The 17,079-nt window shown below is 45.4% G+C and carries 12 protein-coding genes; 2 read left to right on the top strand and 10 right to left on the bottom strand.

The features are described from left to right. Positions 1-61 precede the first annotated feature (61 nt). The 3 genes from HQN90_RS13660 to HQN90_RS13650 form a co-directional block, all read right to left on the bottom strand. A complete protein-coding gene (locus tag HQN90_RS13660; RefSeq protein WP_173219139.1) occupies positions 62-838 on the bottom strand; it encodes a DeoR/GlpR family DNA-binding transcription regulator in 777 nt (258 codons plus the stop codon). A 271-nt stretch (positions 839-1,109) separates the two neighbouring features. After that, the gene (locus tag HQN90_RS13655; RefSeq protein WP_173219136.1) at positions 1,110-2,369 is read right to left on the bottom strand and encodes an MFS transporter; all 1,260 of its coding nucleotides are present in this window, start codon (positions 2,367-2,369) and stop codon (positions 1,110-1,112) included. A 14-nt stretch (positions 2,370-2,383) separates the two neighbouring features. Continuing rightward, a complete protein-coding gene (locus HQN90_RS13650) occupies positions 2,384-3,202 on the bottom strand; it encodes an MBL fold metallo-hydrolase (RefSeq protein ID WP_173219133.1) in 819 nt (272 codons plus the stop codon). Positions 3,203-3,628: 426 nt separating this feature from the next. Between HQN90_RS13650 and HQN90_RS13645 the strand changes: the two genes are divergently transcribed. Continuing rightward, positions 3,629-5,389: a sensor histidine kinase gene (locus HQN90_RS13645; protein WP_173219130.1), complete on the top strand. Its 1,761-nt coding sequence runs from the start codon at positions 3,629-3,631 to the stop codon at positions 5,387-5,389. Positions 5,390-5,502: 113 nt separating this feature from the next. On the opposite strand, the gene HQN90_RS13640 is transcribed toward HQN90_RS13645, so the two are convergent. The 4 genes from HQN90_RS13640 to HQN90_RS13625 form a co-directional block, all read right to left on the bottom strand. Next, positions 5,503-7,542 carry a right-handed parallel beta-helix repeat-containing protein gene (locus HQN90_RS13640; protein WP_173219127.1) on the bottom strand — a complete coding sequence of 680 codons (2,040 nt, stop codon included), beginning with the start codon at positions 7,540-7,542 and terminating at the stop codon, positions 5,503-5,505. Positions 7,543-7,642: 100 nt separating this feature from the next. Then, positions 7,643-9,265 (bottom strand): extracellular solute-binding protein, encoded by a 1,623-nt coding sequence (locus HQN90_RS13635; protein ID WP_173219124.1) that lies wholly within the window; start codon positions 9,263-9,265, stop codon positions 7,643-7,645. Between the two features lie 51 nt (positions 9,266-9,316). Then, the gene (locus HQN90_RS13630) at positions 9,317-10,210 is read right to left on the bottom strand and encodes a carbohydrate ABC transporter permease (RefSeq protein WP_173219121.1); all 894 of its coding nucleotides are present in this window, start codon (positions 10,208-10,210) and stop codon (positions 9,317-9,319) included. Positions 10,211-10,238: 28 nt separating this feature from the next. Beyond that, positions 10,239-11,189, bottom strand: coding sequence for an ABC transporter permease (locus HQN90_RS13625; protein ID WP_246362324.1), 951 nt, complete (start codon positions 11,187-11,189; stop codon positions 10,239-10,241). 410 nt (positions 11,190-11,599) lie between these two features. Between HQN90_RS13625 and HQN90_RS13620 the strand changes: the two genes are divergently transcribed. Continuing rightward, positions 11,600-13,036 carry a response regulator transcription factor gene (locus HQN90_RS13620; RefSeq protein ID WP_173219118.1) on the top strand — a complete coding sequence of 479 codons (1,437 nt, stop codon included), beginning with the start codon at positions 11,600-11,602 and terminating at the stop codon, positions 13,034-13,036. A gap of 206 nt (positions 13,037-13,242) precedes the next feature. Here the strand turns inward: HQN90_RS13620 and HQN90_RS13615 are convergent, their stop codons facing one another. The 3 genes from HQN90_RS13615 to HQN90_RS13605 are packed head-to-tail and all read right to left on the bottom strand — an operon-like array spanning position 13,243 to position 16,990. Next, entirely contained in the window at positions 13,243-14,409 is a 1,167-nt protein-coding gene (locus HQN90_RS13615) for a Ger(x)C family spore germination protein (protein WP_173219115.1), read from the bottom strand. Beyond that, positions 14,406-15,503 (bottom strand): GerAB/ArcD/ProY family transporter, encoded by a 1,098-nt coding sequence (locus HQN90_RS13610; RefSeq protein ID WP_173219113.1) that lies wholly within the window; start codon positions 15,501-15,503, stop codon positions 14,406-14,408. Before HQN90_RS13610 ends, HQN90_RS13615 begins: the two co-directional genes overlap by 4 nt. A 2-nt stretch (positions 15,504-15,505) precedes the next feature. Beyond that, the gene (locus tag HQN90_RS13605) at positions 15,506-16,990 is read right to left on the bottom strand and encodes a spore germination protein (protein WP_338042317.1); all 1,485 of its coding nucleotides are present in this window, start codon (positions 16,988-16,990) and stop codon (positions 15,506-15,508) included. Positions 16,991-17,079: the final 89 nt, after the last annotated feature.

The raw sequence follows: 17,079 nt of genomic DNA, 5'->3' as shown, positions 1-17,079 counted from the left end.
AAAAAAAACATGCATTTATTTGCTGTTTTTTATTCTTGAGATAACATAATAAAAACGCAAGCTAGGATAAGCTTGCGTTTATGATCGAAATATTATGTTTTTTGTAAGTCTCCAGAAGCCCACTATCCATGAAAGAATCCGTTACAATCGAATCAATCTGATCCAATCCACTAATGTTCAAGTAGGATACCGTTTCGAATTTGCTGGAATCCGCTACGACAACTCTCCGCTTGGCACTCTTTAGCATCGCATTAATGACCTCTGCCTCGCCCTGGCGGAAATCAGTCAGCCCTTTCTCAAGGGAAATCGCATTGATACTAATGAAAGCAAGGTCGATATTGAAATTCATGATTTCCTCTTCAATCGAGCGCCCATACAAGGAAAACTCCTCATGATTCAGATAGCCCCCGGGAATAATAACTGTGAAACCCTTCTTCTGCGCCAAAATATCCGCTATGCGAAGGGAATTTGTTATAACTGTGAGTTTTTCGAAGCGCGCGGCGAGCCGCTTGGCAACCTCGATATTCGTCGTTCCGGCATTGAGAGAAACAGCTTGATACTCCTTCACCAGCTCGACAGCATACATAGCCAGTTCCTGCTTCCTTTCGTTCTGGCTAATTTTACGCTTAAAGAATGCCTGATTTGTCGCTACGTCTTCTCTCTTGGAAACAGCTCCTCCATGTACACGCCTGATTTTATCCTCTTGCTCCAACCGTTCAAGATCCCTGCGTACCGTATCAAGGGAAACTTGCAGCAATGACTTTAATTCTACAACAGTGACTTGTCCTTTGGATTCCAGTTCCAATAATATTAAGCGATGCCTCTCTGGTGCAAGCATTTCATCATTCCTCCGTGTTTTTGCGTTTATCAGCATGTTTTCCCTTAAGGGTACCAAAAATGCCTCGTCGAGTAAATGATGAAATCTTAATATGCTGAAGCGCCGTCTTTCACCTAGGAATGAACGAATCGCAGGCAAGTCCGGGAAACCTTGTCAGATCAAGGATTCCCGACTTATTGCGCCATTTAGCCTGCTTGTTGCTAAAAGTACATCAAAAAAACGACATTCGGAAATGATTGCCTACGGCCCCTCGACCGCCCCTTTTTCCTGCTTAGTATTCGTGTTCATTCCGCAAAGCCGTGGTCCCAAGTTTCGAGCTGGGACGGTGCCATATAGCGATTAGCAGGAGAAGAAACGCGCTTCCTAAATAGATGTACTTCAAGCCGCCTGGAAGGCCGATTAGCAAGTAAATAAGCATCGGGCCGAGAGCGGAACCCAGGTCGGTTGCCACCGAGTACGCGGTCATCACCGCGATGACAGACGACTGGCGGGCCACATCCGAAGCCAAAGCATCCATTAAAGTGGAAAGGGCCGTACTGGTCGCCATTATGAATAGAATGACTATGCACCACAAATAAATAGGAAGCTGCCACGGCACCATGGCATATCCGGCTGCGGCGCCGAGTAGCGCCAGTCCGAACAGAGGCAACCGCCCTCTCGGACCGTCCGAGCGGAGGCCAATCCAGGTGGCGAGAAATGGTTCCCAGCCCCACCTTGCCGCCTGCAGCACGCCAGACAGCATCGTGCTCGTAACAACGAACCCGATCAACAACAACTGCTGCGAGTAGTTGGTTTCGATCACCAGGCTTAACGTGGCGCTTAGGATGGTTTGGATGAGATATACGATTAAGCCGGTTGTAATAATACTGATGATAGCCGTTGTCCAGATTGCTTTCGGTTTGTCTCGCCGTTCCTTATTCAACATGGAAAAGTCCGCTTCATCCGATCTATTGCCGTCAATACAGATTGCAACAAAGGGAAGTCCGACCAGCATGACTGATCCGAATGCGACGGAAACGGAGCCCATGCCGGCAAGCGGAACGAGAATGCCGCCGAACAACATACCAACTAGGCTGCCCAGCCGGGATATTCCGTTGTAGCGTCCCATGAGACGGCCCCGATTCGAATCATCCGAATAATGGATAATGGTCAAATAACCGCCCATTCGCAAGAAGGACCAGGCGATTCCCCAGATGCAGCGAAGAATGGTCCATAGTATGAACCCCTTGCAGACGCCATAACCGATGGTCGTTGCGACCGCCAGCAGTATGGCAAAAATCAAGCCTGTTCGGAGAGGCATTTTCTTATAAAGCATGCCGATCAGCGGGGTCATCGGTAACCGGATGAAGCGGTTGATGGAAAGGAGAAAGCCGACCTCCCATAAGGCGTTCAGACCGGCTTCTCTCCAATAAATAGGCAAAACGATATACAGCATGGAATCTCCGAGCAAGGAGAACGCGGTAACGATCGCGATCACCGTGATCGGCCGCTGACTTATGCCAGACCGGTCCTCAGGTGTAGAAAGGTTCATATATACTCCTTAAGTTAAATATGGACAGTTAATCCGTCATAAGCAATTTGGATGCCGTAAGGCTCGAAAAGCCTTTCCCAATCGTCATGCAGCAGTTTGGAATTATGGGTGAAGTGCGTGAGATAGATACGGTCAGGTTCCGTAAGAATCCGTTCCTGGGCGAAAACTTGTTGGACCTCCAGAATCGTATCCGCGCTCATATGACCGCGGCTCCGCTTATTTCCGGTCTCCCCATGGGTGCAATCCAGTATTGCCATATCGATTTTTTTGCCCTTTAGCCACATCCAGGTTTCTTCCGGGAACCACCCCGTATCGTTGCCATAAAAAAGGGTTTTCCCGTCTTTCTCGACAAAGTAGAGCAAGCACGTTTCCATCGGATCGTGATCCGCAGGCAGCGGCGTAACGGTGGCCGAACCGATCGTTGCCTGCTGAAATGGCTTCATTCGCTGGAAAGCGAACCGATCGCCTTGATACTGCCCTAGCGCCTGCCGTGCATGATGCATGACAAGATCGTTGCCGTAAATGCGCAGTGGATGGTCGATGACGTGAGTGAAGCCTTCGCTCCGGCTTATCAGATCCTTAGGATAAAAATGATCGTAATGCGTATGGGTCACTAGCAGATGCTCGATCTGTCCCATATCGATTTGATCGCGAAGAGCCTGCATTTGCGAGTCGGCCGAATAATCGAACTTCCAGGTATCGTCGACGATAACGGAAGCTCTAGTGCGTATGTTCTTTCCGCCGAGCCTTCGCGAAGCAAGGCACGCCTCGCAACGGCAAAATACATTTGGAAATCCTTCGGCCGCCGCCGTTCCGAGAAAATGAATTTTCATGAGTGCTTCACCCTCCATTGAATCGTTAATTCAACGCTTCTTGCGTGCGTTATAGCTAAAGTATACAGGTAAGCAATCATCATTTCAACGGTTTTTTGCGTTTTTATAATAATAATATGCAGTATTTTGCTTTATTAAGCTATATTCAATGGGTTTTAACACGAAAATAAGCGCTTGTCGACTAAGCGCCTTTCGATTGGAGAAATATGTCCATCAAGAGAGTAGATATTCTTTAGTGTTCGTGCTATTTTCATCCAATCCAGGTATTAACCATATCCGAGATCATCTTTTGTGTTTCTTCAGTTCCTTTCCTTATGCTAAACTTAACTTGAATCTAGCCGACACCGCTTTAATACTGCCGCACGAAGAGTATGGATTCATCTTAATCGGTTGCAACAAACCGAAACATATGATGGGGAGAAAAAGATGAGATATTTTAAAAAGCTGTCTATCAAGTCCCAAGTCTTGATCATCGGAATTATCATTATCGCCATAATACCGTTTACTTTCGTGAAGGTATACAACATGGCGAGCGAAATCATCATCAATCATAGCACCCAAAATAATGAAGAACTCATCTCTATCATGAAGCAGCGGGTCGCCTCAAACTACGACAATATATCGAAGCTGATGACCAATCTAAGCTACGATGTGACCGTTCAAAACTTTTTGGCCGAAAAAGACAGTTTAAAAGTGTACGAACTCTCCGAGAAAGTCGAGAGTCTCTTGGGGATTATTAAGAATACGAACAAAGATATCATTGATATCATCATCGTCAGCAATCAGAACAAGTATGTCTCTCTGCAGGGCAACCTCAAGGATGCATTCGCCGCCTCAAATGAACTCGGAAGCGACGGGATCGTGCATTACGCTGGCTTCCGCAAAGCGGGCCAAACGGGAGACCGGGACAGGCTATTGTTCGGTATGAATATTTTCTCCACAGGTGATCAGTTGCCTTACGGAGATATGAGCGGATATATTTGCATCGTGCTTGATGTGCAAACGATAAAAGCAGAAATAGAAAAATACCCCCAGCTTGCCCTCGCTGGGACGACTTTTTATTTATTTGACAGCAAACAACTCGTGTATACGAACAGCAGACCTGATGACAAGATTTTCAATCAAATGAGCACACCGCCGCCCATGGATGTCCAGAACCGATCGGTAATAAAGAATCTGATGGGTGATCGCTACGCCGTGCAAGCTCATGTCTTGCAGGAGATTTCGGGAAGCATCGTTGCGGCAACCCCGCTCAACTTCCTCATGAAAGATTTGAACAAGCTACGGACGGCCAGCTACACGTTATTTTTCATTGCGGTACTTCTTGTATCTGTCCCTTACTACATACTGATGATGAATCTGTTAAAGCCCCTTTCCAAGTTGATGGCCTTTATGAAAAGATTGAAACGCGAAAACCTGAACGCGCTGAACTCGAAGGTTAATTTAGAAGGCTATGCGGAAATCGAGGTGATTTCAACCGAGTTCAATACCATGCTGGAACGCATTCACGAGCTAACGGATCGGCTGGTACAGACTAGCACCCAGCTATACCAATCGGAAATCGAGAAGCAGCGGATGGAATTTGCCTTTCTCCGAAGTCAGATCAACCCTCATTTTCTGTTCAATACGCTAGATTCCTTAAAGGGGCTCGCTCTTGCCAAAGGCAACAAAGACATATACGAAATGGCTGCGGCGCTAAGCAGGATGTTGCGGTATAGCATCAAAGGCGGAGATGAAGTCAGTCTGGAGGAGGAACTGAAGGTTGTGAGTTCTTATGTTAAAATCCATCAACTCAGGTTCTTCGGCAGAATTGGGTATGAGTTATACTGTCCCGAGCACCTCCTCCCGATCCGGGTTCCCAAAATGATACTTCAGCCGATAGTGGAAAATGCGATCTCCCACGGACTTGAGCCTTTACCCGAAGGCGGCGTCGTACGAATTTCCGTTCAAAAGAATGACGAAGCGATGCTGGAAATCATCATCTCCGACAACGGCTATGGCATGGAACCAGCACGTCTTGCCTATTTGACGGAGCTGATCAATGCCAAGCAAACAACCTCCACCGAACATATAGGCGTAACTAATGTCAACAACCGAATAAAGTATTCCTATGGAGATGCATATGGCATCACCTTGCACAGTACAAGCGGGAAAGGAACTGAAGTCCGAATGATCCTCCCTTCCTAAATTCGTAAATTTAGCAAGGGTATCCCTTCGCCCTTATCGATCGTCAAGTTACTAAATAAAAAGGACACCTTCCCATTTCGGGTAAATATCCTCACTCGAAGGGTTCTTAATGTCTAGTTACCGTAAACTTCCGCCTCCACATAATGGTTGAATCCGTTGACCGTGCTTCCGTTGGACCAGAAACGAACGTATCTCGCTAGCACTGGACTAAAAGAAACATGCTTACCTGCAGTGGTTTCAACATATTCCGCATCAGTCCCGATACCCTGACCGGCACTGTTGTTGGTATCGTTATTAAAGACGGTCGTAACCCCGTTTGAGAAATCGGCGGTGTTTGAAAACTGTACAATAACGTCCTTATAAGTACGTCCGCCCCCTAACAAGTGCCACAGTTTCACGCTGCTTACATTGTAGACGGCCCCCAGGTCCATCTTCATCCACTGCAACCCTTGATCCAGTCCAGCGTAGAGACTCGAATCGTTCAATACGCCGTCGGTGGCGCGTGCAGGATTAACGATATAGCTGCCAGATGTCGGTGTTTTGGTCATGGCAATATTGGTCGGTGCGGGAGCGGGGTTGGATTGATATTCGAATCCCCCTCTATCCGGGGCAAGATAGTAGAGAGGATTTCCCCGGAAATCCCGGCCGCCGTTACCCGTTATCACTGCTCCATTGTTCAGCGCCGGAGACGTATTCCGTAACTGATACCCGTCCAATCCATTAATTCCCGTCCCACTTCCCGGATTCAGGAATTGTGGATCTAATTTCACCATATGGCTGTCGGGAATGACTGTCGCCGACGGTGAATTATTGCCGAAGAACAGGTTGCTGTCATAGGTCCAAGTTGACTTCGCCATATAACCGCCTGTTCCACGGTTATAGAAGATGTTGTTCTTGAAGCTGGCCTGCCCATTGCCACCCTGATTGACTAGCATATTGTTGGCGATGCCGGGACCCACATAAAACACGTTATTATAAAATTGCATATTGCTGTAATTGCCAAATTTGCATACAGTTATCATTTGATAATGGTCGTTCTGGCTAATGTTGTAACGGAAAATCCCGTCGGAAACGGAGCCGTTTGTTTCATTCTGACAAATGAGAACGGTGCCTCCTTCGTTGTCGTGGCTATAGTTGTATTGGAACAATAGACCTTTCGTGCCATTATCGAAGTCAAACGCCATGCCGTCCTTGATCGTTTTCCCGCCGGACACTTCATTGAATTGAGCAGTCGTATAATCGGCGTTGTACGACCAAATGCCTGCATTATAATCGACCTTTGCCTCATTGAAGCCATCAACGCGGTTGTGCTCGACTAACGCCCCCGTCGTCACTACTGTGACGATGCCATCACCGCTGACATGCAGCACCTGATTACCACGGATAATGACGTTGGTTATGGGAGTCCACGGAACGTTCGGATCAACTACACTTCCCCCTTGCTGGGCTCGACTCGCCCATTCCGATTTGACCAAGATCCCCCCTCGGGTTACACGCTCGATCTTGTTATTCTCAATCAGCACCTGATCGAATTTCGTTACGCGACTCGGAGAGCCGTCCTCCGAGCGTTTGGCAATCACCTTGATACCCACACTGACTTCGCCGTTGATTTTGGGATGATGCCCATTGATATCGTGGATATACAGATCATGCAAACGAATGTTGTGCAGAACTGCCGGATTGGCATTATCCGTGGTAGCGCTCGCAAGAAAATCCTGGCCGATCACTTCAACACCGCTGCGGGTGGCTGTGCCTTGAGTTGGTGTCGTGTTCGTAATTTCCAGGTTGCCGATGTCCCAGTATTCCTGATTGTACAACATAACAACATTCGTCGCACCCTGCCCTTCAAGAAGAGGCTTCGGTCCTGTTCCATACATATCCAGCACAATAGGACTTGCGGACGAACCGGAGCCTTGTGGATGCAGCGTACCTGCCCACCTTTCCCCTGCCTTAAGGAAAATTCTGTCGCCAGGTCCGAACACAGTGGAGTTTACTTTGTCAAGAGACCTCCAGGGACTTGACGTGAACAGACCGTCGTTGGCATCATTTCCTCCTGTTGCGTCTACATAGTACGTGCTACCGGTCGCATGAGCCGAGGTGTAAAGCAGGAAACAAAAAACAAACACAACCAACACATACAAGTACTTCTTCATCAAATCCATCTCCCTGCATTTTTTTGTATTAAAACAGCCCCCTGAACTTTGTGTTTGTCACAGAGGGCTGATTCAACCATTATCGGGTATTTGTATTACCTCATTCCTTGGCTTTAGCGTTGATTTCCTCAATCATTTTATCAAGCCCTTTTGCTTTATAGCCGTTCACTATATCTCCCCAGACTTTCTCGACGGGGTCCTTGGACAGCATCACCTTCAACAGATCATCGTGGTCCATCACTGTAAATTTATCTTTTGCAGGCGTAGACATGTAAGTCAGGTTAATATTGTAATCGGGCACCTTGGTATTCTTCAGAATCCAGTCAATATAATCAACGGCCGCCTGTCTGATCTGCATGTTCTGGATCGACGGATTGTCAATTTTTACGGTCTCATAGCTATTGTAGGTGACAAGAGTTTTCAAGAATCCGGAAGCCGGGTATTTGTTGCCCTTGTCTTCTCCGATTGGAACCTTTTTGCCGTTCTCGATTTTATAGTCCTTATCCTTAATGCCGTAAGTCAACAAATCTTTCCCTTCAGGAGAAAGGATATAATCATAAAGCCGCATGATTCTATCGAGCTTCTTGTCGCTAATTTGTGCGCTGAAGTAGCTTTCCGACCAGTAAGTTTTGAATACGGAGTGATTACGCTGCCCGTCTGGTCCGACAAGCGGCTTCAGTACCTTGATGTTCTTCATCATATCGTCGTTCGGATTCGTATTTTTCCAGCGTTTTTGATACAGTTGAATGTCGATATTGGTGAATCCGGCCATTAGCAACGCGCCTGCTTTACCGGACATGAACTTGTCATACGCGAGGTCAGGCTTCGTCTGTGCGATGTCGGGATCTATGAGGTTGCTTGTATACATGTTCTTCATGTTTTTAAGCGCCGGAAGTGCTTGCTTGGAGAATACGGCAGGAACAAACTTCCCATCCTCTTTTATCCATTTAAAATCTACGCCGCTACCGTCACTTGTAGCCGCCGGGTTGCCGTACAGCCAGAACAATCCACCGATCATTTTGGTTGTCGACGAAGTTAACCCTGTGATTTTCTTCCCTTCCGGGTCCTTGTCGACGATGGCCTTCAACATTGCCTGAAACTCTTCCCAAGTTTCCGGTTCCTTGGTAATGCCCGCTTTTTGAGCTAAGTCCCATCTGTACACGACCAAGCGGTCCAGCGCACTCCAATCGACGCTCGGGTACATTTTTCTCGGAACGTTGTAATATTTCCCACCTACTGACAAAGCTTTAATGTCTGGGGCTTCAAAATATTTACTCAGATTCGGATATTTTGTCGCCATTTCACTCGGGAGCGCTTTCACAACGCCTTGTGAGATCCATTTTCTTTGGTAATCTGTACCGATCGCATCTATCGCAAAAATGTCGGGTAGCTGCCCGGATGCTGCCCACATTTGAATCTTCTGCTGATAGTCATCCCATGTGATGTTAACTGGCTTAATGGAAATGTTGAACTTCTTCATCACATCTTGAAAAATGGGATCCTTATCGAACTGGGCAGCCATACCATCGATATCCCAGAAAGCTACAGAGATATCCATGTGCTCTTGATACGGATTCGCCTCGGCTACTGGTGCCGTCGACCCATTTGGAGTAGCAGACGCGTTCGAGCCCGAATTTTCCGTTTTGGCGCATGCCGCCATCATACTTGCTGATAACACCATGCTTACGAATGTTAACCCCAGCCTTTTAAACTGTTTTTTCATTCTTGAAGCCTCCCTTTTTTCTGTTTAGGACAGGATCTATATGAAGTTGCCTTATCCTTTGATGGAACCAACCATCAAACCTTTGGTAAAGTGTTTCTGCAGAAACGGATACACCATGACGATCGGCACGCAGGTGACGATAATCGCAGCCATCTGCAGGCTCGGCGTATAAATTTTTGCCGTTTTCTGCTGTTCGGCCAGGGTCATAGCCATACTGTTTAACGTTGAACTGGAGGTGATTAAGATCTCTCTTAAATAGATCTGTAGCGGCAACTTCGCGGAGTCACTTATGAATAAAAGCGCATACCACCAATCATTCCATCTTTCTACTGCATAAAAGAGTGCGAATGTCGCCACGAATGGCATTGAGATCGGAATAATTATTTTGAGCAAAATGTAGATATCATTGGCGCCGTCCAATTTGGCCGATTCCTCAAGACTCTCAGGCAAGGTTCCGAAGTAATTTTTCATGATAATGATATACATCGTGTTGAGACCAGCGGGGATCATCATGACCAGAATATTATTTACCAGTCCCAAGTTTTTGACGATAAGGTAAAAAGGAATGAGGCCACCGTTAAAAAACATCGTAATGATAATAAACGTCAGGATGCCATTTCTCCCCGGCATGCCCTTCTTGGAAAGAGCGTAAGCTCCTGCTACGGAAATACACATGCTGAAGGCCACACCGGTAACCGTCACGATTACGGATACCAGAAAGGAGTGCCAAAACTTGGTGTCTGACAATAGAAGCTTATAAGCGGCCAAATCTACCGAAAGTGGAAGCACATACAACTTGCTCTTGCTAATAACATCGAATTTGGCAAAAGAGATAATCAAGACGTTGTAGAACGGGAAAAATGTGATGACCGCTAGTATGGCTAGAAGAATATAAGTACCGATATCGAAAGTGCTTATTTTCCCACGAGAACGAACCGTTTGCATTTGATGCTTCTCCCTCCTTTCAAGTTCGTTAATAAAGCCCTTCTTCCCCCAACCTTTTAACCACTGAATTGGCGATCATGAGCAAGAATAAATTGATGAATGATTTCACGAATCCCACCGCAGTCGTATATCCGAAATCGGCGCCCGTCGTAAAGGAAGTACGGTATACATAAGTGTCGATCGTGTCCGCAACCTCGTACACTGGCGCGCTGTATAGGTTAAAGATCTGTTCAAAGCTTGAGCCAAGTGCCATTAGATGGCCAACATTCAAAATGAGCAGTATCGCAACCGTGCCCTTAATTCCCGGCCAAGCGACGTATAACAGCCTTTGAAAGCGATTCGCGCCATCGATTTCAGCAGCTTCGTACAATTCGGGATTGATTCCCGCCAGCGCAGCCAGATAGATGATGGAATCCCAACCGACTTCTTTCCATACATGCGTAATATACAACATCGGCCGGAACATGCTTTGCTCGACAAGAGGCGATAACGGCTCTCCGCCGAACAGCGCGACCAACTGGTTGAGGATGCCATCCCTGCTTACCACGTTGGAAACGATTCCCGCGAGAACGACCCAAGAGATGAAATGCGGAAAGGTAAGTACCGTTTGGAAAAACTTCTTGGCCACTGTTCGTGAGAATTCGTTCAGCAGAATCGCAAGCAGGATAGGAAGCGGGAACGTAATGAGCAACTTGGCGAAGCTAATGATCACCGTATTTTTGAAAGCATTCCGGAAATCCGGATCGTAATACAGCTCTTTGAAATGCTGGAATCCTACCCACGGACTGCCCAAGATGCCTTTACTGTAATCGAACGACTTGAATGCCAGTGTGATCCCGTACATAGGTGCATAGCTGAACAACAGGTACCAGATCACAATCGGCAGAACCATGATGTAGAAATATTTATATTGGAGAGCGGCTTTCCACGTATTCTGTCTCTTCACTATCCTAGGGATTGTTACAATGGTCTTATCCAAATGTTATCGCCTCCTGGCCACTATCTAGCTGTTATAATAATTTGGGCTCACTAACCGAGACACCCGTTGATGTATGATTCATCCACGCAAGACCCAAGGTTAAATATCCGATCGCGATATCCTTGCATCTACATTCGACGAAACTGGTACATACCCTTGTCATTACTGGGTGTTTCAATTGCTTAGTAAGTCTTATTTAGATTATAGAAAGTTTTAAATTTCCAGAGTATAGATGATTTTATGGTGACATGTGGATTTTATTATGAAAATGCTTACATTTAAATGCCATCATTGTTTATTCACGTAAAAATCGTAATTTTCTCCATAGAACAACGATTTACCGATGCACAGATGTGGTGTATCCTTATAGAAAGTCGAGCAGGGCTATAAGCAAAGTAAAGGGGGATAAGATGTATACAGCGATCATCGTCGACGATGAACCATGGATCATTGAGGGACTTAAAGCAGGCGTAGACTGGGGAGAAAGAGGTTTCTCAGTGATCGGGGACGCTAGGAACGGACAAGAAGCATTAGTGTTGATCGAACGCTTGCAACCTGACTTCGTGCTAACCGATATTAAGATGCCGCTACTGAACGGTCTGGAGCTAATCAAGAAAGGAAAAGCAGTTTCAAAGCATACCCTGTTTGTAGTCTTAAGCGGTCATGCGGAGTTTACCTATGCTCAGAAGGCACTGAATTTCGGCGCTTTCGGTTACTGCTTAAAGCCATTTGAAATTGAGGAGATCCAAAGTATGCTGAAGCGCTTGTCCAAAGCGCTCGCAGCTAAAAAAAACCGTCCTTCCCACGATCATGTCTCTGAGCTATATGAAGCAATCTGTGCCGGAGAAATGGATACTGTGAAGCGAGTGCTCGAGGAAAATGGGATGCCCCTGAACGACGCTCGAACCAGCATTATACCGATTGTCGTACAAGGTAAGGAGCTCCCACTCGCATGGCCAAATATCAAGCATTTGGGATTCCGCATGAGCCTGCGGCGGTACGGCTTTTTGGTATACGAACATCATGTAAAGGCGTTTCTGCAAAGTGTTGTCGAAGCGTACGGGACAGCGCCTTACAGCATAGGCATCGGACACTCACTGTCCGAGTTAGCCCGATTGGAAGGTTCGGTCGAATCCGCTTCGCTTGCCGCCTATGGTCTATTCTCCACAGGAAAACCGGGTATTTATTACTCCGCCATTGCCGATTCACCAATCGTAGAACATCTGAAAGGAATCGCCGATGCTATAACGCGCAAGGATCGAATTCAATTTGTCGCTTGCATGGAATCTACTCGTGTACACTTTCATGACGGAACATTTCGGATGAACGATGCCTACCTCCTCTTCACTTCCACCATGTACCTGTTTACCCGCGACGGTATGAAAGCAGGGGGGAAATTGTTTGAAGGCTACCAGCACCTTTACGAACATTTCGGGAATGTCGATGCAATGCTCGATTATTTGATTGTGCACACCTCTGGATTTATTGTAGAGGACGTCGAAGCGCGAACTATGAGCGTTTCTCACAAGAAAATAAAGGATATCCTGCTTTATATCCACAACAACTACACCCAAGAGATCACCATTCCGTCTCTCTCAGAGAAATTCCAACTTAGCCCCAATTATTTATGCCATCTATTCAAGAAGGAAGTCGGAGAAAACTTTGTCGAGTACGTTTCCCGGCAAAGAATCCAGTACGCATGCAAACTGCTGGTCGAAACCACCTTGTCCATTCATGAAATCGGCGAAAAATGCGGCTTCAACGATTATTTCTACTTTACCAGGATTTTTAAACGCATTAAAAGCATGTCACCGACCCAGTATCGAGAGAAACAGCCCCCACCATGATATCAAGTGTGGGCTAGGAAACACGGGGGATGCATTCAGATATCTGAGACAATTTCAGTACACCCGTTATGAAATGATTGCTAGTTCCCGCGAGAATACGAGTGATCGATACAGAATTTCACACGATCGACGTAGCTACTGACGCTCGCATAATAATGAACGCCAGTTGACGGTATTAGCCGTTAACCTGGCGTTTTTCTGAGCGACTACTTCCCAATCTTTGGAGTTTTCCTTCCTTTCGAACCGAACTCTCGAATGTGTATTTTTACTTCGACATCAATGTTAGCTTCGCTGAAAGCCTCATCCCAGTTTGTCTTTACTTGCTTCCATGTACGATAGTTATGTATTCTTAATTGTTCACCGAAGCCGGCAACATCCACTTTATATGCGTCTTTTATTTTGGCAATAGAATGCTCAACGAGACCTTTCACCTCATCTGCCACTTGTTTATCCACTTTCTTTATATAACCCTCTTCAAATGCATCATTTGATGTCCAATCCTCACCCAGCCGCCCTTCGGATTCAATGGAAACGAGAAAAGAAATCCGTTCTCCTTCTACTTTCGGCTTGATATTTGTTTTGGTATTATTAACTTCGTAAATGATTTCTTTCTTTGTTTTATTATCAACTACCTTTAGAACTCCCCCTTGACTGCCATGGCGAGTTCCGAGAATCCAATTGACTCCTGAAACCTCGTCTTTATCCAACCATCCGATCAATCGCTTCTTTTTTCCTGAAATGACTGCTGCTCCTTGCATCTTATATCCGTCTGTAAGATCAATTTCTTGAACAAGGAAACTATTGTCGCTAGACAAATTAACGGATATCTCTCCCAAGGTTATTTGACGAGCCATTGCTAAAGTTTTGTAATGATTTCGCGATCTATAAAAAATATTAAACGCAGGAATTTCATTATTTTCCATCTTTTTTTCCAGAAACCCACTTGCAGGTCCTTTGGAAAAATAGACACGCACGCTTCTTCTCATCTCATGATCCCGTTGAAAAAAGTTCATCAAATCTAACAATTGGGCCGATGAAGTGATCTTATCGCTTAGAATGATAACCTTCAAATGTGTATAGTAGGGCGACCGATCTGTTCTAGTTGACGTTTTTCTAATGATCTCAAACAAATTAGTTCCTTCATCAGTAAGATTATAATATCCTTTTACCACCTGATCTTTCGTTCCAATGGTCGTATTGACGAATTGCTGGGTCACTTTTATCCGACTGTTTCCTGAATCTTCCGCCTGATCCAACGAGATACCGGCAATCATGCCCAACTGTTCGATTTCACGTTTATCCCAACATCCTGGAAGTACAAGCAATGAAATGAGTACGAGTAATACGGCAACCTGCATTTTACATGATTTCAAGGTGTATGTCCCCTTTTTCTGAGAACAGCAATGATTAATAATAAGACCGGCATAGCTCCTGCCGTTATTAAGGATAAATAGCCAATATTTTCACCAAGCTTTATGCTGCCGTTCAAATCGCTTGGATAGATTGCGATAATGTAAATAACGACCAACAAACCTACATGCACATAGTTAATCTTGATGCGAAAAAGTTGGCTAATTCCCAGGCTTGCGATGTAATGGGATATAATATAGGTGGTGAAAATTTCGACTAACCAAACTGCAATGAAAATAACTTCGAAGTTTTCTAAAAAGAAACCTGCCGACTCCACGTTCTTTATTAATTCCAAGGTTGGCCAAGTTAATGTGCTGGATTCTGAAACACCGAATACATCAATCACGATGATTGCATTAATTGTGTAGAGGACGATGATCAAAGCAACACCAATAATCGCTGAACGTATCATTTTGCTGGGTTCACTCACAAAGGCGGTAAAGACCATCATACATTCAAAACCCGAGTAGGAGAGCGCAGTCGAGAGGAGGCCATTAAATACAGGGCGTATCCCTTCGCCAAGAACAGGACGCAAACGATCAATATTGAAGTCTTGGGCGCTTAGCAGCATGACCACCAAAATACTTATATAGGTAATGGGTAATAAAAACTCCATGAGTCGGGCGATCGGATTCAATTGCCCTACAATTAAATAGGCGGCAACCGCAAGGAATGTGATCATGGTCACTTCAATCGGTGTCTGATCTAGTAAAAACTGCCGAATAACTTCAGCTTGCATACGTACTTCGAAAGCAGCCATCATGATATAGTAGATGCAAAACACTAGGCTAAAAGCAATACCGATCGCTTTGCCGACAATGAGTTGATTGAATTCAAAAAAAGTTTTGCCGGGAAACCGTTGGCCAACTTTTGTACAAATAACTGCCAGCAGTATAGATATAAATCCTGCTATCAATACACTAATCCATACATCAGGTGTACCTATCTTCTCAGAAGTAGCCCTTGGCAATGTAAGAATCGACAGTCCGAGAATCATAGATGTATTTAAGACAGTTAATTGCGACACCGAAATCCGATCACTCCGCGCTACCTTCATTTCTAGTCCCCTTCCTTTGCGTTTCGTGAATTCGATCGTTCTTCATCTTTGGGCTCTAACAACTTCGGACGGTTTTTAAGCCATTTCAGCGGAAATTTGATAATTGAATCCTTCCAATCTGATGGGCGATAATGCACATATACACCTGCATAGTTAGTGCCGAAGCTTTTTAATTTCATCATATGGGACAGAAGCAGCAACGTAGCCATAATAATCCCATAGAGACCCAACACTGCGGCGGCAAACATCATGAAGAACCTTAGCATGCGGATAGCAATTCCTGCGGAATAAAGAGGAACTGTATAGGATGAAATCGCCGTTACAGCAACAATAATGACCATGATGGGACTAACGATCCCCGCCTGTACAGCCGATTGCCCGATCACAAGACCTCCAACCATGCCGATAGCTTGTCCAATCGGCTTCGGAAGACGAATAGCGGCTTCGCGAAGTATTTCAATCGTCAGTTCCATCATCATCGCTTCTATAAAAGTGGGAAATGGCACCCCTTCCCTGCTGGACGTGATAGATATTGCCAATTTCGTGGGAATTAGCCCTTGATGAAAAGAAATAAAAGCAATATAGAGCGAAGGCAGATAAAGAGAAATTAGAGCGAGTGCATATCGCATAATACGAATTAAACTTGAAAACAACCAGCGTTCATTATTATCTTCCGGTGAGTAAAGCATCATGGGGAATGTTACTGGAACAAGAAGAACAAAAGGCGTTCCGTCCAAGAGAATGGCAACCTTGCCTTCCATCAACGCACTGACAACTCGATCCGGCCGCTCTGTATTCATGACTTGAGGGAACGGGGAGAAGGTATTATCTTCAATGAATTGTTCAATAAAACCGGATTCTGCCGCATCATCGATATCAATAAGCTCGATTCTGCGACAAACTTCCTCCACAATTTGATCGTTCGCAATCTCCTTAATAAAAGCGACAACAAGTTCTCGCTCGGAACGCTTGCCGACATGATATTGCAGCATCGTGAAAGAAGGATCTTTGATCCGCTGCCGAATCAGTGAAATATTCGTCGATATCTTCTCAATAAAACCTTCTCGCGAGCCGCGAACCACGGATTCCGATGTCGGCTCAGTGATACTTCTGCCTTCTATATTTGAAGTACTCAGGATGATGTACGTACGGATATCTTCCAGCATTAACGCTGTATTCCCTGACAAAAGATTTCTTATACATACCTTTTGTGAATCGGTTTCCATCATTTCTGAAAGCGAAATCGTGCTTTCCATTACTCTTTCTTTGAATCGCTCTGATAGCGAATCTTCGCTTGTCGCCTCCATCTGCATCAATGGTTGCAGCACATTTTTGTTAATGATATTGGAATCTCCTATTGTAGCGATGTAAATGATTGCTGCTTTGCGCCCTGTATGACCGAGTGTTATTTCTCGCACCACAACATCGTAATTGTGACCAATGACCGTCATGATCGATTCAATTCTATTCGAAAGGGATTCCGCCACAACCAATGATCATCCCTTCTTTCCAACGAAGTTTCTCATTTCTTTTTTGGTATTATTTGCTTGAAACCATTTCCTTATACTCATGTAGA

The sequence above is a fragment of the Paenibacillus alba genome (assembly GCF_013204855.1).
In the GTDB taxonomy this organism is placed as follows: domain Bacteria; phylum Bacillota; class Bacilli; order Paenibacillales; family NBRC-103111; genus Paenibacillus_E; species Paenibacillus_E alba.
Note: the sequence above shows the minus strand (reverse complement) of the source record. Positions and strands in the feature narration are given on the sequence as shown.

Bases quoted from the DNA above. Each gene is read 5' to 3' on its own strand.
- HQN90_RS13655 (WP_173219136.1), bottom strand. From the start codon at position 2,369: ATGAACCTTTCTACACCTGAGGACCGGTCTGGCATAAGTCAGCGGCCG.
- HQN90_RS13635 (WP_173219124.1), bottom strand. From the start codon at position 9,265: ATGAAAAAACAGTTTAAAAGGCTGGGGTTAACATTCGTAAGCATGGTG.
- HQN90_RS13620 (WP_173219118.1), top strand. From the start codon at position 11,600: ATGTATACAGCGATCATCGTCGACGATGAACCATGGATCATTGAGGGA.
- HQN90_RS13640 (WP_173219127.1), bottom strand. From the start codon at position 7,542: ATGAAGAAGTACTTGTATGTGTTGGTTGTGTTTGTTTTTTGTTTCCTG.
- HQN90_RS13630 (WP_173219121.1), bottom strand. From the start codon at position 10,210: ATGCAAACGGTTCGTTCTCGTGGGAAAATAAGCACTTTCGATATCGGT.
- HQN90_RS13645 (WP_173219130.1), top strand. From the start codon at position 3,629: ATGAGATATTTTAAAAAGCTGTCTATCAAGTCCCAAGTCTTGATCATC.
- HQN90_RS13650 (WP_173219133.1), bottom strand. From the start codon at position 3,202: ATGAAAATTCATTTTCTCGGAACGGCGGCGGCCGAAGGATTTCCAAAT.
- HQN90_RS13660 (WP_173219139.1), bottom strand. From the start codon at position 838: ATGCTTGCACCAGAGAGGCATCGCTTAATATTATTGGAACTGGAATCC.
- HQN90_RS13610 (WP_173219113.1), bottom strand. From the start codon at position 15,503: ATGAAGGTAGCGCGGAGTGATCGGATTTCGGTGTCGCAATTAACTGTC.